23 protein-coding genes and 2 pseudogenes are annotated in these 20,968 nt (G+C 31.4%); 20 read left to right on the top strand and 5 right to left on the bottom strand.

Features of this window, described 5'->3' with window-relative positions; translation table 11 throughout:
* The first annotated feature begins 8 nt into the window (after nucleotides 1-8).
* Complete coding sequence (gene argS, locus AJN70_RS08550; protein WP_070295696.1) at nucleotides 9-1,601, top strand: arginine--tRNA ligase; 1,593 nt, start codon at nucleotides 9-11, stop codon at nucleotides 1,599-1,601.
* A 17-nt stretch (nucleotides 1,602-1,618) separates the two neighbouring features.
* Here the strand turns inward: argS and AJN70_RS08545 are convergent, their stop codons facing one another.
* Nucleotides 1,619-1,927 (bottom strand): DMT family transporter, encoded by a 309-nt coding sequence (locus AJN70_RS08545; protein WP_070277821.1) that lies wholly within the window; start codon nucleotides 1,925-1,927, stop codon nucleotides 1,619-1,621.
* Entirely contained in the window at nucleotides 1,927-2,268 is a 342-nt protein-coding gene (locus AJN70_RS08540) for a DMT family transporter (RefSeq protein ID WP_070278201.1), read from the bottom strand. Before AJN70_RS08540 ends, AJN70_RS08545 begins: the two co-directional genes overlap by 1 nt.
* Nucleotides 2,269-2,373: 105 nt before the next feature.
* Between AJN70_RS08540 and AJN70_RS08535 the strand changes: the two genes are divergently transcribed.
* The 13 genes and pseudogenes from AJN70_RS08535 to AJN70_RS09435 all read left to right on the top strand — a co-directional run bounded on the left by AJN70_RS08535 (nucleotide 2,374) and on the right by AJN70_RS09435 (nucleotide 11,625).
* On the top strand, nucleotides 2,374-3,081 hold the full coding sequence (locus tag AJN70_RS08535) for a YebC/PmpR family DNA-binding transcriptional regulator (RefSeq protein ID WP_002787769.1): 708 nt from the start codon (nucleotides 2,374-2,376) through the stop codon (nucleotides 3,079-3,081).
* A 10-nt stretch (nucleotides 3,082-3,091) separates the two neighbouring features.
* Nucleotides 3,092-3,565, top strand: coding sequence for a peptidylprolyl isomerase (locus AJN70_RS08530; RefSeq protein ID WP_070295695.1), 474 nt, complete (start codon nucleotides 3,092-3,094; stop codon nucleotides 3,563-3,565).
* A gap of 145 nt (nucleotides 3,566-3,710) precedes the next feature.
* Nucleotides 3,711-5,153 (top strand): outer membrane tyrosine kinase, encoded by a 1,443-nt coding sequence (gene omp50 / locus AJN70_RS08525; RefSeq protein ID WP_070295694.1) that lies wholly within the window; start codon nucleotides 3,711-3,713, stop codon nucleotides 5,151-5,153.
* Between the two features lie 10 nt (nucleotides 5,154-5,163).
* Entirely contained in the window at nucleotides 5,164-5,391 is a 228-nt protein-coding gene (locus tag AJN70_RS08520) for a hypothetical protein (RefSeq protein ID WP_002894642.1), read from the top strand.
* Nucleotides 5,392-5,471: 80 nt separating this feature from the next.
* Nucleotides 5,472-6,071, top strand: a complete 600-nt coding sequence (locus tag AJN70_RS08515; protein WP_070295693.1) for a DedA family protein — start codon at nucleotides 5,472-5,474, stop codon at nucleotides 6,069-6,071.
* Nucleotides 6,072-6,152: 81 nt separating this feature from the next.
* Nucleotides 6,153-6,929: a threonine/serine exporter family protein gene (locus AJN70_RS08510; protein ID WP_002881600.1), complete on the top strand. Its 777-nt coding sequence runs from the start codon at nucleotides 6,153-6,155 to the stop codon at nucleotides 6,927-6,929.
* A complete protein-coding gene (locus AJN70_RS08505; RefSeq protein ID WP_070261265.1) occupies nucleotides 6,926-7,420 on the top strand; it encodes a threonine/serine exporter family protein in 495 nt (164 codons plus the stop codon). The genes AJN70_RS08510 and AJN70_RS08505 overlap by 4 nt, the downstream gene beginning before the upstream one ends.
* Nucleotides 7,421-7,492: 72 nt before the next feature.
* Nucleotides 7,493-7,756, top strand: a complete 264-nt coding sequence (locus AJN70_RS08500; protein WP_002870479.1) for a zf-TFIIB domain-containing protein — start codon at nucleotides 7,493-7,495, stop codon at nucleotides 7,754-7,756.
* A gap of 74 nt (nucleotides 7,757-7,830) precedes the next feature.
* Nucleotides 7,831-8,781, top strand: coding sequence for a CDF family cation-efflux transporter CzcD (czcD, locus tag AJN70_RS08495; RefSeq protein ID WP_070261264.1), 951 nt, complete (start codon nucleotides 7,831-7,833; stop codon nucleotides 8,779-8,781).
* Nucleotides 8,771-8,965, top strand: a complete 195-nt coding sequence (locus AJN70_RS08490; RefSeq protein ID WP_070247796.1) for a heavy-metal-associated domain-containing protein — start codon at nucleotides 8,771-8,773, stop codon at nucleotides 8,963-8,965. Before czcD ends, AJN70_RS08490 begins: the two co-directional genes overlap by 11 nt.
* The gene (copA, locus tag AJN70_RS08485; protein WP_070274778.1) at nucleotides 8,965-11,064 is read left to right on the top strand and encodes a copper-translocating P-type ATPase CopA; all 2,100 of its coding nucleotides are present in this window, start codon (nucleotides 8,965-8,967) and stop codon (nucleotides 11,062-11,064) included. The genes AJN70_RS08490 and copA overlap by 1 nt, the downstream gene beginning before the upstream one ends.
* A 90-nt stretch (nucleotides 11,065-11,154) precedes the next feature.
* A complete protein-coding gene (locus AJN70_RS10080) occupies nucleotides 11,155-11,274 on the top strand; it encodes a DUF2165 family protein (RefSeq protein WP_353477116.1) in 120 nt (39 codons plus the stop codon).
* Nucleotides 11,252-11,625: pseudogene (locus AJN70_RS09435) on the top strand (DUF2165 family protein). Before AJN70_RS10080 ends, AJN70_RS09435 begins: the two are co-directional and overlap by 23 nt.
* On the opposite strand, the gene AJN70_RS08475 reads toward AJN70_RS09435, so the two are convergent.
* Nucleotides 11,622-13,148: a DNA polymerase III subunit gamma/tau gene (locus AJN70_RS08475; RefSeq protein ID WP_002870483.1), complete on the bottom strand. Its 1,527-nt coding sequence runs from the start codon at nucleotides 13,146-13,148 to the stop codon at nucleotides 11,622-11,624. The pseudogene AJN70_RS09435 and the gene AJN70_RS08475 sit on opposite strands and share 4 nt — an antisense overlap.
* A gap of 3 nt (nucleotides 13,149-13,151) precedes the next feature.
* Complete coding sequence (gene rho / locus AJN70_RS08470) at nucleotides 13,152-14,450, bottom strand: transcription termination factor Rho (RefSeq protein WP_002853705.1); 1,299 nt, start codon at nucleotides 14,448-14,450, stop codon at nucleotides 13,152-13,154.
* A 108-nt stretch (nucleotides 14,451-14,558) separates the two neighbouring features.
* Here rho and AJN70_RS08465 point away from each other — a divergent pair, with 108 nt between their 5' ends.
* Nucleotides 14,559-16,916 carry a heavy metal translocating P-type ATPase gene (locus tag AJN70_RS08465; protein ID WP_083262339.1) on the top strand — a complete coding sequence of 786 codons (2,358 nt, stop codon included), beginning with the start codon at nucleotides 14,559-14,561 and terminating at the stop codon, nucleotides 16,914-16,916.
* Nucleotides 16,913-17,119: a cbb3-type cytochrome oxidase assembly protein CcoS gene (gene ccoS / locus AJN70_RS08460; RefSeq protein WP_002852798.1), complete on the top strand. Its 207-nt coding sequence runs from the start codon at nucleotides 16,913-16,915 to the stop codon at nucleotides 17,117-17,119. The genes AJN70_RS08465 and ccoS overlap by 4 nt, the downstream gene beginning before the upstream one ends.
* Before the next feature lie 22 nt (nucleotides 17,120-17,141).
* Here the strand turns inward: ccoS and AJN70_RS08455 are convergent, their stop codons facing one another.
* Entirely contained in the window at nucleotides 17,142-17,444 is a 303-nt protein-coding gene (locus tag AJN70_RS08455; protein WP_002870485.1) for a c-type cytochrome, read from the bottom strand.
* A gap of 80 nt (nucleotides 17,445-17,524) precedes the next feature.
* On the opposite strand from AJN70_RS08455, the pseudogene gmhB reads away from it, so the two are divergent.
* From gmhB to gmhA, 4 genes and pseudogenes are all read left to right on the top strand, one after another.
* Nucleotides 17,525-18,086: pseudogene (gene gmhB / locus AJN70_RS08450) on the top strand (D-glycero-alpha-D-manno-heptose-1,7-bisphosphate 7-phosphatase).
* On the top strand, nucleotides 18,087-19,040 hold the full coding sequence (gene rfaD, locus AJN70_RS08445; protein ID WP_070233529.1) for an ADP-glyceromanno-heptose 6-epimerase: 954 nt from the start codon (nucleotides 18,087-18,089) through the stop codon (nucleotides 19,038-19,040).
* A complete protein-coding gene (gene rfaE1, locus AJN70_RS08440) occupies nucleotides 19,033-20,418 on the top strand; it encodes a D-glycero-beta-D-manno-heptose-7-phosphate kinase (protein ID WP_070233528.1) in 1,386 nt (461 codons plus the stop codon). The genes rfaD and rfaE1 overlap by 8 nt, the downstream gene beginning before the upstream one ends.
* The coding region (gmhA, locus tag AJN70_RS08435) for a D-sedoheptulose 7-phosphate isomerase (RefSeq protein ID WP_070232981.1) at nucleotides 20,415-20,968 on the top strand (554 nt) is incomplete at its 3' end. The genes rfaE1 and gmhA, both read left to right, overlap by 4 nt.

Raw genomic sequence — 20,968 nt, 5'->3', positions numbered from 1 at the left:
TTAGTCTTTTGAAAAGTATTATTTTTAATGAAATTAAAAAGATTTTAGAGTGTGATTTTACACTTGAAAATCCAAAGGATAAAAATTTAGCACATTTTGCTACCCCTTTGGCTTTTTCACTGGCTAAGGAATTAAAAAAATCTCCTATGTTGATCGCTAGCGACTTAGCGAGCAAATTTCAAAATCATGATTGTTTTGAATTAGTTGAAGCTATAAATGGGTATTTAAATTTTAGAATTTCCAAAACTTTTTTAAATGAACTTGCAAATCAGGCTTTAGCAAATCCAAATGATTTTTCTAAAGGAGAAAAAAAACAAGAAAGTTTTTTGCTTGAATATGTGAGTGCAAATCCTACTGGGCCTTTGCACATAGGACATGCAAGAGGCGCTGTTTTTGGAGACACCTTAACAAGACTTGCGAGACATTTGGGCTATAAATTTGATACAGAATACTATGTCAATGATGCGGGTAATCAAATTTATTTACTAGGGCTTTCTATTTTACTAAGTGTGAAAGAAAATATACTTCATGAAAATGTTGAATATCCAGAGCAATATTACAAAGGCGAGTATATAGCAGATTTGGCAAAAGAAGCTTTTGAAAAATTTGGTAAAGAATTTTTTAGTGAAGAAAATATCCCTAGTTTAGCTGATTGGGCAAAAGATAAAATGCTTATTTTGATTAAACAAAATTTAGAACAAGCAAAGATTAAAATTGACAGCTATGTAAGCGAAAGATCGTATTATGACGCTTTAAATGCAACTTTAGAATCTTTAAAAGAATATAAAGGAATTTACGAGCAAGAAGGTAAAATTTGGCTTGCTTCTTCGCAAAAAGGCGATGAAAAAGATAGGGTAATTATCCGTGAAGATGGACGCGGGACTTATTTGGCAGCAGATATTGTTTACCATAAGGATAAAATGAGTCGTGGTTATGGCAAGTGTATTAATATCTGGGGAGCAGATCATCATGGTTATATCCCTAGAATGAAAGCTGCGATGGAGTTTTTGGGATTTGACTCTAATAATCTTGAGATTATTTTAGCACAAATGGTTTCCTTGCTTAAAGATGGAGAGCCTTATAAAATGAGTAAAAGAGCAGGAAATTTTATCTTGATGAGCGATGTGATTGATGAAATAGGAAGTGATGCTTTGCGTTATATCTTTTTGAGTAAAAAGTGCGATACTCATTTGGAATTTGATATTAGTGATTTGCAAAAAGAAGATAGTTCTAATCCTGTGTATTATATCAACTACGCACACGCTAGAATTCATCAAGTGTTTGCTAAAGCTGGTAAAAAAATCGATGATGTAATGGGAGCTGATTTACAAAGTTTAAATCAAGATGGTGTAAATTTACTTTTTGAAGCTTTGAATTTAAAAGCTATTTTAAACGATGCTTTTGAGGCTAGAGCTTTGCAAAAAATTCCTGATTATCTTAAAAATTTGGCTGCAAATTTTCATAAATTCTACAATGAAAATAAAGTTGTAGGCTCTGCAAATGAAAATGATTTGCTTAAATTATTTTCTTTAGTTGCTCTTAGTATTAAAACCGCATTTTCTTTAATGGGTATTGAAGCGAAAAACAAAATGGAACATTAAAACAGCATTTTGCTGTTTTAATAATTTAGTAAAAATACTGCTATTATTACGATAATGATGCCTAAAATTCCTATTTTGTTTAATTTTTCTTTATATAAAATCCATCCACCAAGACAAGTTCCTATGATGCCTATAGCACCCCAAGTTGAGTAAGCTATGCTTAAAGGAACGTATTTTAAAGAAAAAGAAAGTAGAAAAAAAGCAAGTATAGCATTGATAATCGCAGCCAAGCCCCAAATTTTATGTTTAAAACCATCTGATTTTTTTAGCAATAAATTTGCTATGATATCTAAGAATGCTGATAAAACAATGATAAAAATATACATTATTCTTTAACCTCGCCTATATTAATCATGATAATTCCAACGATAGAAAGAACAATGCCTAGAATTTGAGTTAAGGTTAAACTCTCTTTAAAAACTATAAAAGAAACTAAAAGTATAAGAATAATCCCTAAAAGTTCCCATATAGCATAGGCTATGCCTACTTGAATTTTTTTAATCGCCTTGCCCATAAAAAAATAAGAAAAAGCTATAAATAAAGCCATAAATATATAGCCTAAAATTTGATTTTCCATTTTTAAAAAACTAGTACCTAAAACTTCAAATACAATAGCAGCAATCAAGAAAAACCAAGCAACAAAAAGTTCTTTTTTTGCGATATTCAAAAACTTCTCCTAAAATAAATGGTAAAATCATACCATTTAAAGCTTTAATTAGCCTTTTTAGTTTATACTTTTAAGTTTGAAAATCTTTAAAGAAAGTGAGAATTTATGGGACGAGCATTTGAATACCGAAGAGCTTCTAAAGAGGCTAGATGGGATAAAATGAGCAAGCTTTTTCCTAAGCTTGCTAAAGCCATACAAGTAGCTGCCAAAGAAGGTGGCACTGATCCTGATATGAATCCAAAATTAAGAAGTGCTATAGCTACAGCAAAAGCAAATAATATGCCAAAAGATAATATAGATGCGGCTATTAAGCGTGCGAGTGGAAAAGATAGCGCAGATATTAAAAACATTCATTATGAAGGAAAAGCTGCACATGGAGCTTTGGTTATAGTTGAATGTATGAGCGATAACCCTACACGCACCGTGGCTAATGTAAAAGCTATTTTTAGTAAAAATGGTGGAGAAGTTTTGCAAAATGGATCTTTAGGCTTTATGTTTACTAGAAAAGCGGTTTTTCATCTTGAAAAATTTGCAGGGGATTTAGAAGAATTAGAACTTGATTTGATCGATGCAGGGCTTGAAGAATTAGAACAAAATGAAGAAGAGTTAGTAATTAGCGGTGATTATACTGCTTTTGGTGAGCTAAGCTCTGCTATAGAAACTAAGGGTTTAGTTCTTAAAAAAGCAGGACTTGAGTATATACCAAACAATCCTGTAAGCTTTAGCGAAGAACAGCTTAGTGATATAGAAAAACTTTTAGATAAGTTAGAAGATGATGATGATGTTCAAGCTGTTTATACAAATATAGATTAAGGAGAAAAATATGATAAAAACAATTGACATAAGCAAAGTAAATGAATACAAATTTGCTCTTATAGAAACTGAAAAAGGTACAATGAAGCTAAAACTTTTTGGTGATGAGGCTCCACAAACGGTTTGTAATTTTGCTACTTTGGCTATTGAAGGATTTTATAAAGATTTAAATTTTCATCGTGTGATCCCAAATTTTGTCATACAAGGGGGTTGTCCACACGGCAATGGTATAGGTGGGCCTGGATATGAAATCATTTGTGAATGTGATGATCAAGAACATAAACATGAGCGTGGAACCTTATCTATGGCACATGCAGGACGCGATACGGGTGGATCCCAATTTTTCATTTGTCACAGCCCTCAAGCTCATTTAGATGGGGTTCATACTGTTTTTGGGCAAATTGATCCAAAAGATGAAGAAAGTTTGGAAGTTTTAGACTCTATACGCCAAGGAGATAAAATTTTAGATATAAAAATTTTGTAATTAAATTTAAATCTTATAATGTAAAGCTAGTCATAAAATTTGACTAGCTAAAAATAATTAACACATAATTTTTTTTAAAGCTTTTTTTTCTATAATTATAATTTTATTTCAGTGAAATGTAACAAAATTACAAGGAGTTATGATTATGAAAACTAAGTTTTCACTTATTTTAAGTGCTTGTCTTCTTTCATCTTCACTTTTTGCTAAAAATACAGATGATGAAATAACCAAGCTTCAAAAACAGCTTGCACAAATTCAAGCTGAACTTGCACAAATCAGAAAAGAAAGAGAAGCTCAAGCTAAGCAAAATGAAGCTGTAAAAGCTGAACTTGCTGATCTTAACGATAGAGCTGATGAAACAGAATTTCAAGCTGCTTTAAGCAAGGTTAAATTTGGACTTGAATTCTCAACTGCTGTATCAAATACAAACTTTAATCATATCCCTTATGAAGAAGGTCAAACAAGAGGATATAAAGATTATAGTGTAAATAACAAATGGATGAATGAGCTTCATTTAAATATGAATGCTGATATTAACGATAAAACCAAATTCTATGGTCGTTTATCTATGGCTAAAAACTGGTCTCAAATGGGTTGGAATGGCACTCCTTATGACTTAGATGCAGGAAGAAACACAAGAACAAGTGGGCCTGTACTTTATGTAGATAGAGCTTATCTTGACTACTATATCACGCCTGAGTGGATTGCAACTATAGGAAGACAGCCAGGAACCGATGGCCCAGGAAGTAATCTTAGAAACAATGCTTTAAGACAATCAACTTATCCAGCCTTAGCAATCAACGCTCTAGGTGATGCAGCAGTGATTACTTATAAACCTGAAAGTTTGCAAGATCATAAGGTAGCTATCCGTGCGGCTTATGGTAAAACTTATCAATGGGATGAAGAAGGTAAGGTAAGAGACTGGATGAGCGATCAAAAAGATGCTGATGCAAATCTTTACTATGCTGCGGTAGAAGGAGAACTTCCTATAGAAGGCATGGGAGATAATCTTATTATCTTCAATGTAGCTCATATGACTGATTTTGCATTGCCTATTCCAGGATCGACATTATTAGATGATGATGGAGTTATTAATTTAGGTAATCTTACTTTAGCTAATATTCATTTTGAAAATTACAAAGCTTTTGGAACAAATTTTAATTGGTTCGCATCTTTGGGATATTCTAATGGAAGCAATAATGAGATAAATCCATTATTAAGTGCAGCTCTTCAAAAACAAGGTTATGGTGATGGAAAATTCAATGAAAAAGATGGTTATGCTGTGCATGTAGGTGGACGCTATGATTTTACCAAGGCTTTAAAAGTAGGGTATGAGTTCTTCTGGGGAAGTAGATACTGGTATACTATGAGCCGTCCAAGTATCAATGATCCGCTTAATATAAGAATGACAAGAGGAACAGCACATGATTTTTATGTGATTTATCAACTTGATAGATATCAATTCTTACGCTTAAGCTATACTAATATCCAAAACATTTGGGGTAATCGTGGCTTACCATTTGGTGGAGCGAAAAAAGATAAAGCAAGAGCTGATAATATTATGTTAATGTATAATGTAAAATTCTAAGGAGCAAAAGATGAGAAAAATACTTTTTGCAAGTTTATTACCTATCATTGCTTTGGCTGATTGTGCAAGTTTGATGGCAAAATACGAAGCTCCAGAGCCAGAGTCAAAAACAATGAAACAAGTTGAACGCTGGATTAATAAAAAAGTTAGCGATCCAGCTGATGCTGCTATTTTAAAAGAGTGCATGATCGCTCGTGCAGCGGACAATCCAAATCAAGTTTCAGTTGCAGGTAAATAAAAAAAGCGGTGTAAAACCGCTTTTTACTGTTTAATCTTTTAAGCTACAATTTTTTAAAATTTTCTTCAAATAAGGCTAATATGCAAGAAATCATTTCTTTTATTGTTGAGACGGCTAGTGCTTGGGGGTATTTGGGTATTATTATCTTAATGACCTTAGAGAGTTGTTTTATACCTTTTCCAAGTGAAGTTGTTATGATACCTGCTGGATATTTGGCACATAAAGGCGAACTTGATATTACTCTTTGTATACTTAGTGGGACTTTAGGTTCTGTTTTAGGGGCTTTGATTAATTACTATATTTGCTTTTTTTGGGGTAAAAATTTTGTATTAAAATGGGGTAAGTATTTTGGTATAAATGAAGTCAAATTTGCTAAATTCGAAGAATTTTTCAACAAACACGGGGAATTTTCAACCTTTACTTGTCGTCTTTTACCAGGGATTCGTCAGTATATCTCTATGCCTGCAGGTTTGGTAAAAATGAAACTTATAAATTTTATACTTTTTACTGCACTTGGTAGTGCTATTTGGGTGGCTATACTTGTATTTTTGGGTTATTATATAGGACAAAATGAAGAGTTGATTAAAACTTATTTGACTCAAATTTTAATCATTATAATTGTTTTTGTGATTTTAGCAAGTTTAATTTATATCAAAATCAAAAAGCCTTTTAATAAATGATTTAAATTATAAATATTTTTTTCTTTATTATTTTCAAATTTGCTATAATTGTAATAAATTCAAGTTAAAGATGATCAAAATATGGAAAAACCTGATATACAAAGATTAACTAATTTTTTAATTATATATACTAAAACTTTGCTAGGTGCTGGAACTTATACAGCTAGGGTGGCAAAATGCGTAGGAAGAATAGCCGAGGTTTATGGCTATGAGATAAATATCAATTTCTTTTTTCATCATATTACTTTAAATGTTGTAGATATGGATGATAACTCCATTCAAAGAACTTATGTCATACCCAATCATCATGCCCATGTTAATTTTAAGCTTATTTTTGATTTAAGTGCTTTAAGCTGGGCTATATATGATCACAAATACGATCTTGAAAAAGCACAAGTTGTTTTTGAGAAAATTTCTCAACAAAAAAAGCATTCTTATTTGCTTAATCTTTTATTTGTTTCTATGGCAAATTCGGCTTTTTGTAGGCTTTTTGGCGGTGATTTTGGCGCTGGAAATTTGGTGTTTTTTGCAACTTTTGTGGGATTGTTGTTAAGATATATTTTAACTAAAGCAAAGATTGATTTAAGAATTCAATACATCCTTTGTTCTTTTATCTCATCGTGGTTTGTATTTTTTGGACTGGATATGGGATATACCAATACTTCTGATGTGGCTTTGGGTTCTAGTATTTTATATCTTATACCAGGGGTATTTTTTATAAATTCTGTGATTGATATATTAAAAGATCATATTTTAATGGGGCTTAGTCGTATTATCAGCGTGGCTATTTTGATTTGTTGTATAGCACTTGGAATTTACATGACACTTAGTATTTCGGATTTTGGGATTTTAAGATGATTGAATTTATTTTAAGAGATATGTTTTTTGCTGCTGTGGCGGGATTTGGCTTTGCTTATGCTTGTAATCCACCTTTAAAAACCCTTATTTTATCTGCTATTTTAGCAGCAATTGCGCATGGGCTTCGTTTTACCCTGGTGGAATATTTTCATTTTCAAACTTTAGCAATTGCAACTTTTGTTGCTTCATTTTGTATAGGATGTTTAGGAATTGTTCTAGCAAAAATCATCAAAACCCCTGCTGAAATTATCGCTTTTCCTGCTCTTATTCCTATGATACCTGGAATTTATGCCTATAAAGCGATTTTGTATCTTATTTCTTTTATACGCAGTGATGATTTGAAGGCTAAGTCTGAATTTTTGGTTCAATTTTTTGATTATTTTTTTACAACTGTTTCTGTGACTTTGGCTCTAGCTATAGGAGTGAGTGTTACTTTGCTTATATTTTTTGAACAAAGTTTTATGATGACTAGACATGCAAAAAAACATTAAAACTTGTTGTAAAATTGTTTAGTATTTCTTTTTATAATTTTAAATCAAAAATTTAAAAAAAGGCGGTATTGTATGTTATGTCCAGTTTGCAATGTGGATTTGGTTATGAGCGATAGGAGTGGAGTTGAGATTGATTATTGTCCAAAATGTCGTGGCGTTTGGCTTGATCGTGGAGAACTTGACAAAATCATAGAACGCAGTGTCCCTAATACAGCAAATTTTAACCAAGCTTCAAGACAAGAGTCAAGATATAATAACTCAGCTTATCATCAGCACAATGATTACTATAAAAAGAAAAAGAAAGAAAGTTGGTTAGGCGAACTTTTTGACTTTTAATTTTTATAAGAATAACAAATATTTATATTCTTTTTAGCTTAATATCTTAAAATGTCAAGCAAAAAGGATATAAAATGTATAAATTTTTATCACACGAGCCTTTAGCTAACAAATCTTGTCATCATAATCACGAAGAACATTCTCATGAACATCATCATTCCCATGCTGATGCAAGGAGTATGGATAAAAAGATTTTAAAAATTTCTCTTTTAATGACTTTTTCTATGATGCTTGTGCAATTTATTTATTCAATCCTTTCAAATTCTTTGGCACTTTTAAGCGATACTTTGCATATGTTTTCTGATGTTTTTGCCTTAGCTCTTAGTTTTTTAGCCATCATAGCTGTAGAAAAATGGCAAGATCATCAAAAGACCTTTGGGTACTTTCGTCTTGAAGTTTTAGTGGCTTTTGTCAATGCTTTAACCATTATTTTATCGGCTTTATTTATCATTTATGAGGCTATAGAAAAATTTATTAATCCAAAAGAAATTGACGCTAAAACCATGATAATTGTAGCTATTTTGGGCTTTTTGGTAAATGGGATTAATGCTTTGATGATGTTTAAGGGTGCAAATTTAGAAAATGTCAATATGAAGTCCGCTTTTTTACATATGATGAGTGATTTATTGGGTTCTTTAGTGGTTATTATAGGTGGAATAGCGGTGTATTTTAGTGGTATTGTTTATATAGATACGATTTTAGCTATTGTATTATCAATCTTGCTTTTAAGATGGGCAATTATCTTGCTTAAACAAAGCGCTAATGTCTTACTTGAAAGTTCTCCTGTGGATATAGAAAAAGTAAGACAAGTTTTGCTTTTAAATCCTAGTGTGGATGAGGTAGTGGATTTGCATATTACTCAAATCACCAATAAAATGCTAGTAGCTTCTATGCATTTAAAAGTGAAAGTTTGCGATCTAAAGGAATTTGAAAAACTATCTCAGGATTTATCCCATAAATTACTACATGAATTTGAAATCGGGCATATTACCATACATCCTATAAGGAGTGAAAATGAAATTTAAAGTAAAAAATGTTAATTGCATGAATTGTGTAAATTTGATCAAAAATTCTCTTGAAGATGAATTTGGTAATATAGAAGTAGATTTGGAGCAAAAAATTTTAAGTTTAAATTTAGAAGAAAATCAAGTATCAAATTTTACACAAGAATTTCAAGATTTAGGTTTTGAAATCATAGAGCGTTTATAATGGAAGAATTGCGTATAAAAATAGGTAAAATGACTTGCGTTAATTGTTCTAACGCTATAGAAAGAGCTTGTAAAAAAATTGATGGTGTTAAAGATGCTAGTGTTTCTTATGTGAATTCTAGCGGAGTTTTTTTACTTGAAGATCAAGAAAAACGCAAAGATATCATCGCAAAAATTAAAAATTTAGGTTTTGAAATTTTAGAAGATGAACAAAGCTTGAACGCATACAAGGCAAAAAAACACTTAGAATTAAGAAAAAATTTGCTTTTAAGTATAGTTTTGAGTGTGATTATTATGTATTTTGAAATGTTTGTTAAAACTTCTTTTTCGCAAAATATCCAAATGGCTTTGAGTTTTTTTGGGATATTTTATTGCGGGAGAGACTTTTTTTCTCATGCTTTTTTAGGACTTAAAAGTAAAAATTTAGATATGAATACCCTTGTAGCTTTAGGGACTTTGAGTGCTTTTGTGTATTCTTTTTTAGTGTATTTGCAAATTTTTAAAGAAGAAGATTTGTATTTTAGTGGTGCAATGATGATTATTTCCTTTGTGCTTTTAGGAAAATATCTTGAAAGTAAAGCTAAATTTAAAGCACAAGATTATCAAAGAATTTTGGAAAATATAGATACAAAAAAGACAAAAATTTTGCTTGAAGATGAAAGTATTAAAGAAATTCCAAGTTCTTTTGTCAAAAGTGGCGATGTGCTTTTGGTAAAAGAAGGAGAAAGCATTGTTGCAGATGGAGTAGTGCTTTTAGGGAGCGCAGAGCTTGATATGAGTTTTTTAAATGGAGAGTTTTTGCCTGTTTTAAAAAAAGAAGGCGATGAAGTTCAAGCAGGAGCAGTAGTTTTAAATGGCGCTTTAAGGATCAAAGCAAACAAAAAGGCTATGGATAGTACTTTAGAACAAATCAAAAATCTAGTTTTTGAAGCAGGAAATATCAAAAGTCCTTTGGCAAATTTAGCAGATCAAATTTCTAAATACTTTGTAGGGGGTATAATATTTTTTGCTTTTTTAGTTTTTGTTTTTTGGGCGGTAAAAGCGGATTTAAATACAGCTTTTTTACACGCTTGTGCTGTGCTTTTGATTTCTTGTCCTTGTGCTTTAGGGCTTGCAACGCCTATAGCTTTGGTTGTGGCAAGTGCAAATGCGGCAAAAAATTTCATTCTTATTAAAAATCCTGCTGCTTTAGAAAAATTAGCCTTAGTTAAGTACGCTTTTTTTGATAAAACAGGTACATTAACAAAGGAAAATTTGAGTATTTTTAAGCACAATCTTTCTAAAGATGATTTTGATAAATTATGTCAAATTGAAAGTTTAAGCTCTCATCCTATAGCCAAGGCTTTGCATAAAGATCAAATTTTTGATTTAAAGGGCGAGGGAATAGTGATTGTGGGTTCTGGTATAAAATACAAAGAAGATAATAATATTTATCTTGTAGGTAGTGCGGAGTTTTTGCACAAAAATGAAGTTGACACAAAAGAAAGCGATATTTTTTTTGATTCTTTTAAAGAATATGTTAGGGTGTATTTTGCTAAGAATAAAAAGTGTTTAGGTGGTGTTTTGTTAAGTAATGCTTTAAAAGATGGGGCCAAAGAGCTTGTGTTAAATTTAAAAGGGCAAGATCTTAAAACTTTTATTTTAAGTGGTGATCATATAAAAAATGTAGAAAAAATAGCTAAAGAATTACAAATAGACGAATTTCATGCCCAACTTAAGAGTGAAGAAAAACTACAAATCATTCAAAAATTTAAAAAAACTCTTTTTGTAGGAGATGGGATCAATGATGCGGCGGCTTTATCTGCTGCAAGCGTGAGTATGAGTTTTTCAAAGGCAAATGAACTTGCAAAAAAAACAGGAGATTTTATCTTGATAAAAGATGATTTATCAGCGATTTTTAAATGTTTTAAACTTGCTAAAAAAACACGCAGTATTATCAAGCTAAATCTTTTTTGGGCTTTTATTTATAATGTACTTTGCATTCCTATCGCAGCAGGATTTGTACCTTTTATCACTTTAAGTCCTCATATAGCAGCACTTGCAATGTGTTTTAGTTCTGTTGCTGTGGTACTTAATTCTTTAAGGCTTAAAAGAATTTAAAAATTTAATTTTTATTAAGAATATATTATTAAAATGGTATAAATGTAATAAAAATGTTTTTGCATAAGTAAAATGATTTGATTTTCAAAAATTATTATTTTGCTTACCGTTGCATCGTTAGCAGGTATAGTGGTTTTTAGAAATGTGACAGATTACAATTCTAATTTCCAATTTGTTTCGCATTGTGATGAGTGCGGATATAAAGTCTGATTATTTAGGTAATGCTATAGTTTATGGGGTTATTACTTCTCCTGTGATTCATCATATAGGCTATATAATAATTATTCTTTTTGAAATTTTTATTACCTTAACAGCCCTAAAAGGTGTTTATGATATGTTTAAAGCTAGAAATTTAGATGCTCAAAGCTTTCTTAACGCTAAGATTTTTGGGATTATTTCCTTAACTTGTTGCTGTATTTATGGTTTGCCTTTCAAGTAGTTGCTGCAGAATGGTTTGAAATGTGGATGAGTAATGTTTGGAATGGTTTGCCTGGTGCTACAAGATTGGTAACTTATATGTTTTTAGCTTTGATTTTCATCTCTCTTAAAAATGATGATTAATTTTCTATACTAGGCTCCCCAAAACAATCTTTAAGAGCCTCTTTAAGATCTTCTTGTGGGTCAAATTTTTTAGCTCCTTCTTTAAGCATATTAATAGAACTTTGAATATTGTTTTTATTTTCACTGTTTGGTAATTCTTGAGTTAAGGATTGAAGCTTATTTTCATCAATTGTTAGTGCTTTTTGCACATTAATTTTTGCATTTTCTCCAAATTTAGCTTTAAAAAGTTCTTGTATGAGTTTAAAACCTTTATTGAGCGTATCGCGATTTTGTCCTTGTGCGTTTGAGCTTATATTTAAAGTATTGCTTTCAAAACTAATAAATTTTGTGCTTTGTTTAAAGCATTCTGCAAGATCAAAATCCCTATCATAAATACTATCAAGCAAGATTTCATAAGCATTTTTTTCTATTTTTTTCTCAAGATTAGGCATGATAGGAGAAGGTGTGATCTTAGGTGTAGTATTTGTTATATTTTCTTGTTTGATTTCTTGGATTTGTGCGTCAATTTCTTTTAAATGACTTGCTTCCATCATCATAAAAGCCATAACACAAAGCGTAAAGCCATCATCATCGCAAAGCATATTTTTAGCTTTTGATAAAATACGGAAAAATCTTTCATAAATTAAAGTAGAAAATTCTGTACTTTTTGCAAAAAAACTTTCTTTTAAATAAAAAAGCATTTCATCAATCACGCTTGAAGCTTCATAGTCTTGCAATTCTTCTAAATATGCAAAAACTTTTTCTTTGTCTTTTGTTAAAATAGCCTGATAAAAGGCTTTGATTTTTTGAGGATCTAAAAAGCCTAACATATCTGTAATTTTACTAATGCTGATTTCATTTTGACAAAAAATAATGGCTTGATCAAGCAAGGTTAAAGTATCTCTTAAAGATCCATTGCCACTTCTTGCTATGAATTTTAAAGCTTCTTCTTCAAATTTAACATTTTCTTTAAGTAAAATTTTTTTAAGATGATTTAAAATTTCACTTTGTGGAATTTGTTTAAAGCGAAAATGTTGCGTTCTTGAAAGTACAGTGGCTGGAAGTTTTAAAGGATCTGTTGTTGCAAGTATAAATTTAACATAACTTGGGGGTTCTTCTAAGGTTTTTAAAAGTGCATTTGCAGCTTGTGGGGTAAGCATATGTACTTCATCAATGATGAAAATTTTAAATCTTGCCATAGAAGGGGTGTATTTGGTTTGCTCGATTAAGGTTTGTATGTCTTCAAGTCCACGGTTGCTTGCAGCATCCATTTCTATAATGTCTATATGTTTGCCTTCAAGTGCTGCAAGACAGTGCTTGCAAGTGCCACATGGAGTATCACTTGGTCCTTGTTCGCAAACTAAAGCACGAGAAAAAATTCTAGCACTTGAGGTTTTTCCGCTTCCTCTAAGTCCTGAAAAAAGATAAGCATGAGCTAAGCGATTATGATTTAGAGCGTATTTTAAACTTACGCTAACTGTTTTTTGTCCTATGAGTTCATCAAAGGTTTTTGGTCTGTATTTAATCGCTAAAGCTTGAAGCATTTTCTACTCGTTCATTATAGATAAAAGTTCTACATTGTCTTTGGTTTTAAGCATTTTAGAATATAAAAATTTCAATGCCTCAACATCATCCATTTGAGAAATCGCCGAACGGATCGCCCAAATTTTTTGAAGATTTGCTACGCCTTGGAGTAATTCTTCTTTTCTTGTTCCTGATTTGATGATATTAATCGCAGGATAAATTCTTCTATCAGCGATATTTCTATCAAGAACTATTTCGCTATTTCCTGTGCCTTTAAATTCTTCAAAAATTACATCATCCATCCTTGAACCTGTGTCAATTAAAGCCGTAGCAACTATGGTTAAAGAGCCTCCATTTTCTATATTTCTAGCTGCACCAAAGAAGCGTTTTGGTTTGTGTAGGGCATTAGCATCCACCCCACCGCTTAGGACTTTTCCACTGCTTGGAGTTGCAGTATTGTAAGCACGTGCAAGTCTTGTGATGCTATCAAGTAGGATAATAACATCTTTACCTGTTTCTACCATTCTTTTGGCTTTTTCTATCACAAGTTCAGCTACACGCACATGATTATAAGCAGGCAAATCAAAAGTAGAACTAAAAACTTCGCCTTTTACGCATCTTTGCATATCAGTAACTTCTTCAGGTCTTTCATCGACTAAAAGCACGATTAAATGCATTTCGGGGTGGTTTTTTGCAATAGCAGTAGCAAGTTCTTTCATAAGCTCTGTTTTACCTGTGCGTGGTGGAGCAACGATGAGCCCACGTTGTCCTTTTCCTATAGGGGTAAAAAGATCTAAAACACGACCCGTAAGCTTCATCGCATCGTATTCGAGTTTGATTTTTTCTGTTGGAAAAATAGGGGTTAAGTTATCAAATAAAGGTCTTTCTTTGGCTTCTTGTAAAGGCAGATAATTGATCGCTTCAATTTTTAAAAGAGCGTAGTATTTTTCTTGATCTTTAGGTTCTCTAACTTGTCCTGTAACGATATCGCCTACACGCAGAGCAAATTTTCTAATTTGTGAATTTGAAACATAAGCGTCATTAACACTATCGCTAAGATTAGAGTCCATGCCTCTTAAAAAGCCATAACCTTCAGAAGAAATTTCTAAAATCCCTGTAAAAAGTATGAAACCGCCTTTTTTTGTTTGTGCTTTTAAAATTTCAAAAATAAGTTCTTGACGGCGAAATTCTCTTGGGTTTTCGATTTCACATTCATTGGCGATTTTAACTAGATTTTCTAAATCTAATAATTTTAATTCTTCGATTTTATAACCTTCCACTGGAACGTGGGTTCTTTGATGTTGTTTTTTTTCTTTTTCCATAAGTCCTCGTAAGATTTAGCAGAATAATTTTTGTAAAATGTGATTTTAGTAAAAAAATGCACTTTTTGTCAAATTTGTTTATAATTATAAAAAATATTTTTTTAAAGAATGATTATGAAATGTGAACATTGCAAACTTGATTATAAACAAGCTCAAATGATAGAGTATAAGGGTAAATTTTTTTGTTGTAAGGGTTGTGAGAGCGTTTGGGAAATTTTACATGAAAGTGGACTAGATGAGTTTTATGAAAAGCTTGGAAATCAAACCTTAAGCCCTGTAAATTTTCAAAATGAAATGAAAAATTATGATGAGTTTATTACTAAAACTAAAGAAGGATTTAGTGAAATTTATCTCATGATACACGGTATAGAATGTGCAGCTTGTGTGTGGCTTAATGAGAAAATTTTAACCAAGCAAGAAGGAATTTTAGAACTTGATATCAATCATTTAAGCCATAAAGCACGCATTGTTTTTGATGAACAAAGTATTTCTTTGGTGCAAATTTTAAGACTTATTGAAAGCATAGGTTATAAAGCGAGTGCTTACGATGCGAGCAAGGCTTCAAAAAAAGCGGATTTACTAAAAAGAGAATTTTATTCTAAGCTTGTTGTGGCTATAGCTTGTGTGATGAATATCATGTGGATAGCAGTGGCAAAATACGCAGGATTTTTTAGCGGTATGGATAAGGATACTAAGGATATTTTAAATTTTGCTGAATTTATCCTTTGCTCTCCTGTGCTTTTTTATACGGGATCTCATTTTTATAAAAGCGCTTTTAAAACTTTAAAAATGCATAGTTTAAATATGGATGTATTGGTGATTAGCGGAGCGAGTTTAGCTTATGTTTATTCTTTATGGGCTATGTTTTTTAGGGTGGGGGAAGTGTATTTTGACTCTGTGGCGATGATAGTTTGCTTTGTTTTTATAGGAAAATATCTTGAGATGTTTAGTAAAAAGCGTGCTTTAGATACTATAGATGGGCTTAATGATTTTTTGCAAAATGAAGTTTTAGTTTTTAATGGTAAAGAATTTGTTCCTAAAGAAGTGCAAAAGGTTTGTTTAGGAGATAGAGTTTTACTTAAAACTGGAGATAAAATTTTAATCGATGGGATCTGTAAAAGTGGCGAAATGAGCGTGGATACTTCTTCTTTAAATGGAGAAAGTATTCCAAAACTCATACAAAAAGAAGATGAAATTTTTTCAGCTTGTATAGTGCTTGATGGAAGTGTGGAGTATGAAGCAACAAAGCTTTATAAAGATTCAAAACTCAGTCAAATTATCCAGCTTTTAGAACTTGCAAGTTCTAAAAAAGCAAAACTTGAAAGTTTGGTCAATAGTCTTTCGGCTTATTTTTCTAGAACGGTTTTATTGATCGCTTTTGTTTGTTTTGCTTTTTGGTTTTTTTACAAGGAAGAGAGTTTTGAAATTTCTTTAGTCAATGCGATTGCAGTTTTGATTATCGCTTGTCCTTGTGCTTTGGCTTTAGCAACGCCAGTGAGCAATCTTGTAGCTTTAGGTAGAGCTTTGAAAAAACATATTTTGTTTAAAAGTTCTAGCGTGATAGAAGATTTAAGCAAATGTGATTGCGTGGTGTTTGATAAAACGGGTATTTTAACCAAAATAGAGCTTGAACTTAAAGAGATTTTTTTAGATGAAGCGCTTGATTTAAATGAGCTTTATAGTTTTGTAAAACTTTCTAAACATCCTATCTCTCAAAATATTGCGTCGTATTTAAAGCAAAAAGGAGCTAAGAATTTAAATTTGGATTTTAAAAAGCATTCGAGCATTCAAGCTAAAGGTTTAAGTGCTGAGTTAAATGAAGGGTTGCTTTTAGGCGGAAGTTCTAAATTTTTGCAAGAAAAGGGTATTGTGGCTAAAGAATTTGATAATACACATTTTATTTTTGCTAAGGAAGGTAAAATTTTAGCTTCTTTTGAGTTTGATAGTGTTTTAAGAGAAGGTGCAAAAGAGCTTATCGCTTATCTTAAAAAAGAAAAGAAAGAATTAATGATACTAAGTGGCGATCATCAAAAAGCAGTGGAAAAAATCGCTAAAAAGTTAGAAATTCAAAATTATCAAGCTTCTTGTTTGCCAGAAGATAAAATGAAAACTATAGAAAATTTAAGCAAAAATTACAAAGTTTTATTTGTAGGTGATGGGGTAAATGATGCACTAGCTTTAAAATATGCAAGTGTTTCGATGACTTTAAGAGAAGGAAGTGATCTAGCTATAGAAAGTAGTGATGTTTTACTTTTGAAAAATGACTTGCTTTCTTTAAAAAAAGCCATCAAATTATCTAAAAATACCTTTAAAATTATCAAGCAAAATCTTGCTTTTTCTTTGTTTTATAATGCTTGTACCATACCTTTGGCTTTTTTGGGTATGATTAATCCTTTATTCGCTGCTATTTCTATGTCTTTTAGTAGTATAATAGTTATTTTAAATGCTTTAAGGATTAAAGAATGAATAGTATAATCATGATGATGATAGGGGTTTCTATCTTAGCGTTTTTTATCATTTTGGCAACTTTGCTTTGGGGGATTAAAAATAAACAATTTGATGATGATTATAAATTTACTACTTTAAATGATGATGAGGATTCTTTGCGTGATGCTATAGAATTAGAAAGGCGTAAAAAAGAAGCTTTGGATAAAAAAAGGCTTTCTTAAAAAGAAAAGCCTTTTTTAGAAATTATTTTAAAGTTTCAATATGAGCTTCGATAGCTTTAAAATCTTCTTCAGTTAAACCTTTAAGGTTAAGTTTCATGATCGCACCTTGACCATAAGCATTTCTTTTGCCTTCTGAATATTCTTTCATGTATTGAAGTCTTTCAGCAGAAGAAAGAGTTTTTAAAGCTGGAACTTTGTTTAAATAAACTTTATCTGCTTTTGCACCATGGCATACTGCACATTTTTTAAAAAGTGTAGCACCATCTGCAGCAAAAGCAGAAACACCAAGACATGCCAAAGCAGAAACTACTAATAATTTTTTCATTTGTTTTCTCCTTAGTAAAAATTAGATTGCTAGGTATTATATATCTTTATTTTTATAAAAATCTTAAGAAATTAAAGATAATGTTTATTTTCTTTTTAAAAAAGCTATATTATAATGTTTTTTATGAAAACAAAAGCATTATTTTTAGATAGAGACGGTGTGATTAATATAGATAAAAAATATGTTTATAAAATAGAAGATTTTGAATTTTGTGATGGAATTTTTGAGCTTTGTAGATATTTTTTAGCTAGAAATTATTTGCTTTTTATAGCGACAAATCAATCAGGCATTGCAAGAGGATATTACAAGGAAAGTGATTTTTTTAAGCTTTGTGATTATATGCTTAAAGAATTTGCCAAACAAGATATAAAAATTGATAAAATTTATCATTGTCCACATTTAGAAGGTTGTGAGTGTCGCAAACCTAAAATAGGAATGCTTTTAAAAGCAGAAGATGAGTTTGATTTAGATATGAAAAATTCTATCTTTATCGGAGATAATCTAAGCGATATGCAAGCAGGGTTAAATGCTGATATTGGCACTTTGATTTTAGTAAATGAAGAAAAAAAAGAAGGCGATTTTTTTAGACAATTTAAAAATTTAAAAGAAATTTTGAGCTTTTTTAAAGAAAAGGACATTTAAATGAGAATAGCAATCACAGGTGGCGCAGGATTTATAGGTTCGCAACTGGCTTTAAATTTGCAAGAAAAACATGAAATTTTAATCATCGATAAAATGCGTAGTAGTGCGACTTTTGAAAATGGAAATTTGCAAAGTTTTGGGCATTTTAAAAATTTGCTTGAATTTGATGGAGAACTTTTTGCAGGCGATATTAATGATGAAAAAGTTTTAAAAAAGATTGAAGATTTTAAGCCAGAGATTATTTTTCATCAAGCAGCAATTTCAGACACTACGGTTTTTGATCAAACTAAGGTTTTACAAACTAATTTAAATACTTTTAAAGATTTTATAGAACTTAGTATAGATCTTAATGCAAAGCTTATTTATGCAAGTTCAGCTTCGGTTTATGGTGATGCAAAAAGTCCACAAACCGTAGGTAAACATGAAGAACCAAAAAATCCTTATGCTTTTTCAAAATTGATGATGGATAAGCTAGCGAAAAAATACTACGATAAAGCTCATTTGGTAGGACTTAGATATTTTAATGTTTATGGAAAAGGCGAATTTTATAAAAACAAAACCGCTTCTATGGTTTTGCAATTTGGCCATCAAATTTTAGCAGGAAAAAATCCACGCTTGTTTGAAGGAAGTGATCAAATTTATAGAGATTTTACCTATATCAAAGATGTTATTAGTGCCAATTTAATCGCTCTTGACTCAAAATGTGGAGTTTATAATGTGGGTAGTGGTAAAGCAAGGACTTTTCAAGATATAGTTGATATTTTGCAAAAAGAGTTAAAGACTGATTTGCCTTGCGAATATATCCCAAATCCTTATGTAAAATTTTATCAATTCCATACTGAAGCAAAGCTAGATCAAACTTGGGATTATCAGCCAAAATTCACTTTAGAAGAAGGGATAAAAGATTATTTAGGTGAGATAAAAAGACTTTTTGAAAAGGAAGTAAATGCTTGAGTTTTTAAGTCAGCAAAAACCTAAAATTTTAATTATAGGGGATTTTATGGTGGATAATTACACTTGGTGTGATTGTTCGCGTATCAGCCCTGAAGCCCCTGTTTTAGTAGCTAAAACTCTTAAGGAAGATAAAAGATTAGGTGGGGCTGCGAATGTTTATGCGAATTTAAAAAGTTTAGGAGCTGATGTTTTTGCACTTGGTGTTGTGGGTGATGATGAGAGTGGGAAATTTTTACAAGAAAATTTAAAAGGAGAATTTTTGATCCAAAAAGGACGCAAAACCCCTTTTAAAAATCGCATTATGGCACACAATCAGCAGGTTTTAAGACTAGATGAAGAAGATGCAAGCGAGATTTTACTTGAAAATGAGCTTATTGCTTTATTTGATGAAAAGATTAAAGACTTTAAAGCTGTGGTTTTAAGCGATTATGCTAAGGGTATTTTAACGCCTAAGGTTTGCAAGGCTGTGATAAAAAAGGCTAAGGCTTTAAATATCCCTGTTTTAGTTGATCCTAAAGGCAGTGATTTTAGCAAATACAGTGGTGCAACTTTACTTACACCTAATAAAAAAGAAGCTTTAGAGGCTTTGAAATTTGAAAATTTAGAGGGTGAAAATTTAGAAAAAGGGATTAAAAAATTAAAAGAAGATTTTGCTTTGCGTTATTCTATTATCACTCTTTCAGAAGCAGGGATTGCACTTTTTGATGAGGATTTAAAAATCGCACCTGCTAAAGCCTTGGAAGTTTATGATGTAACAGGAGCTGGCGATACTGTGATCGCCATTTTGGCTTTTTGTTTGGCAAATGGGATTGAAATTTTTAAAGCTTGCGAATTTGCCAATGAAGCTGCAGCTGTTGTAGTGAGTAAAATAGGTAGTGTGAGTGTGAGTTTTGATGAGATTAAGAGTTTTAATCGTGTGGATTTTGAGAAAAAAATCAAAAGCAAAGAAGAACTTTTAACGCTTTTGAAACAAAATAATAAAAAGATTGTTTTTACAAATGGTTGTTTTGATATCGTGCATTTTGGACATATAAAATACCTTGAAAAAGCTAAAAGATTGGGTGATGTTTTGATTGTAGGTTTGAACTCAGATGCGAGTGTGAAAAGACTCAAAGGTGAGAGTCGTCCTATAAATTCAGAATTTCAAAGAGCTTGTATGTTGGCAGCTTTTTATTTTGTAGATTTTGTGGTAGTTTTTGATGAAGATACGCCTTTAGAGCTTATAAGCTTTTTAAAACCCGATATTTTGGTTAAAGGGGCTGATTATAAAGATAAGCTTGTTGTGGGTGCGGATATCGTTTCAAGGGTTGAATTAATCGACTTTGAAGAAGGATTTAGTACAAGTAAGATTATAGAAAAGATTAAGGATAAAAAATGATAAATTTAGTGGAAAAAGAATGGCAAGAACATCAAAAAATCGTTCAAGAAGGTGAAATTTTAAAAGGACAAATCGCTAAAGTAGGCGAGCTTTTGTGCGAGTGTCTTAAAAAAGGTGGCAAGATTTTGATTTGCGGAAACGGTGGAAGTGCGGCTGATGCTCAGCATTTTGCGGCTGAACTTAGCGGGCGTTATAAAAAAGAACGCAAGGCTTTAGCGGGCATAGCACTTACAACCGATACTTCAGCACTTAGTGCTATAGGAAATGACTATGGTTTTGAATTTGTTTTTTCAAGACAAGTAGAGGCTTTAGGAAACGAAAATGATGTTTTAATCGGCATTTCAACCAGTGGAAAAAGTCCTAATGTTTTAGAAGCCTTAAAAAAAGCACAAGAGCTTAATATGCTTTGTCTAGGGCTTAGCGGAAAGGGTGGTGGAATGATGAATAAGCTTTGTGATTATAATCTTGTCGTACCAAGCGATGATACGGCTAGAATTCAAGAAATGCATATTTTGATCATACACACACTTTGTCAGATCATAGATGAGAG

Origin of the sequence: Campylobacter sp. BCW_4341 (assembly GCF_001764255.1) — a bacterium.
In the GTDB taxonomy this organism is placed as follows: domain Bacteria; phylum Campylobacterota; class Campylobacteria; order Campylobacterales; family Campylobacteraceae; genus Campylobacter_D; species Campylobacter_D jejuni.
The sequence above is the reverse complement of the archived record's forward strand: the minus strand, read 5'-3'. Positions and strand labels throughout refer to the sequence as shown.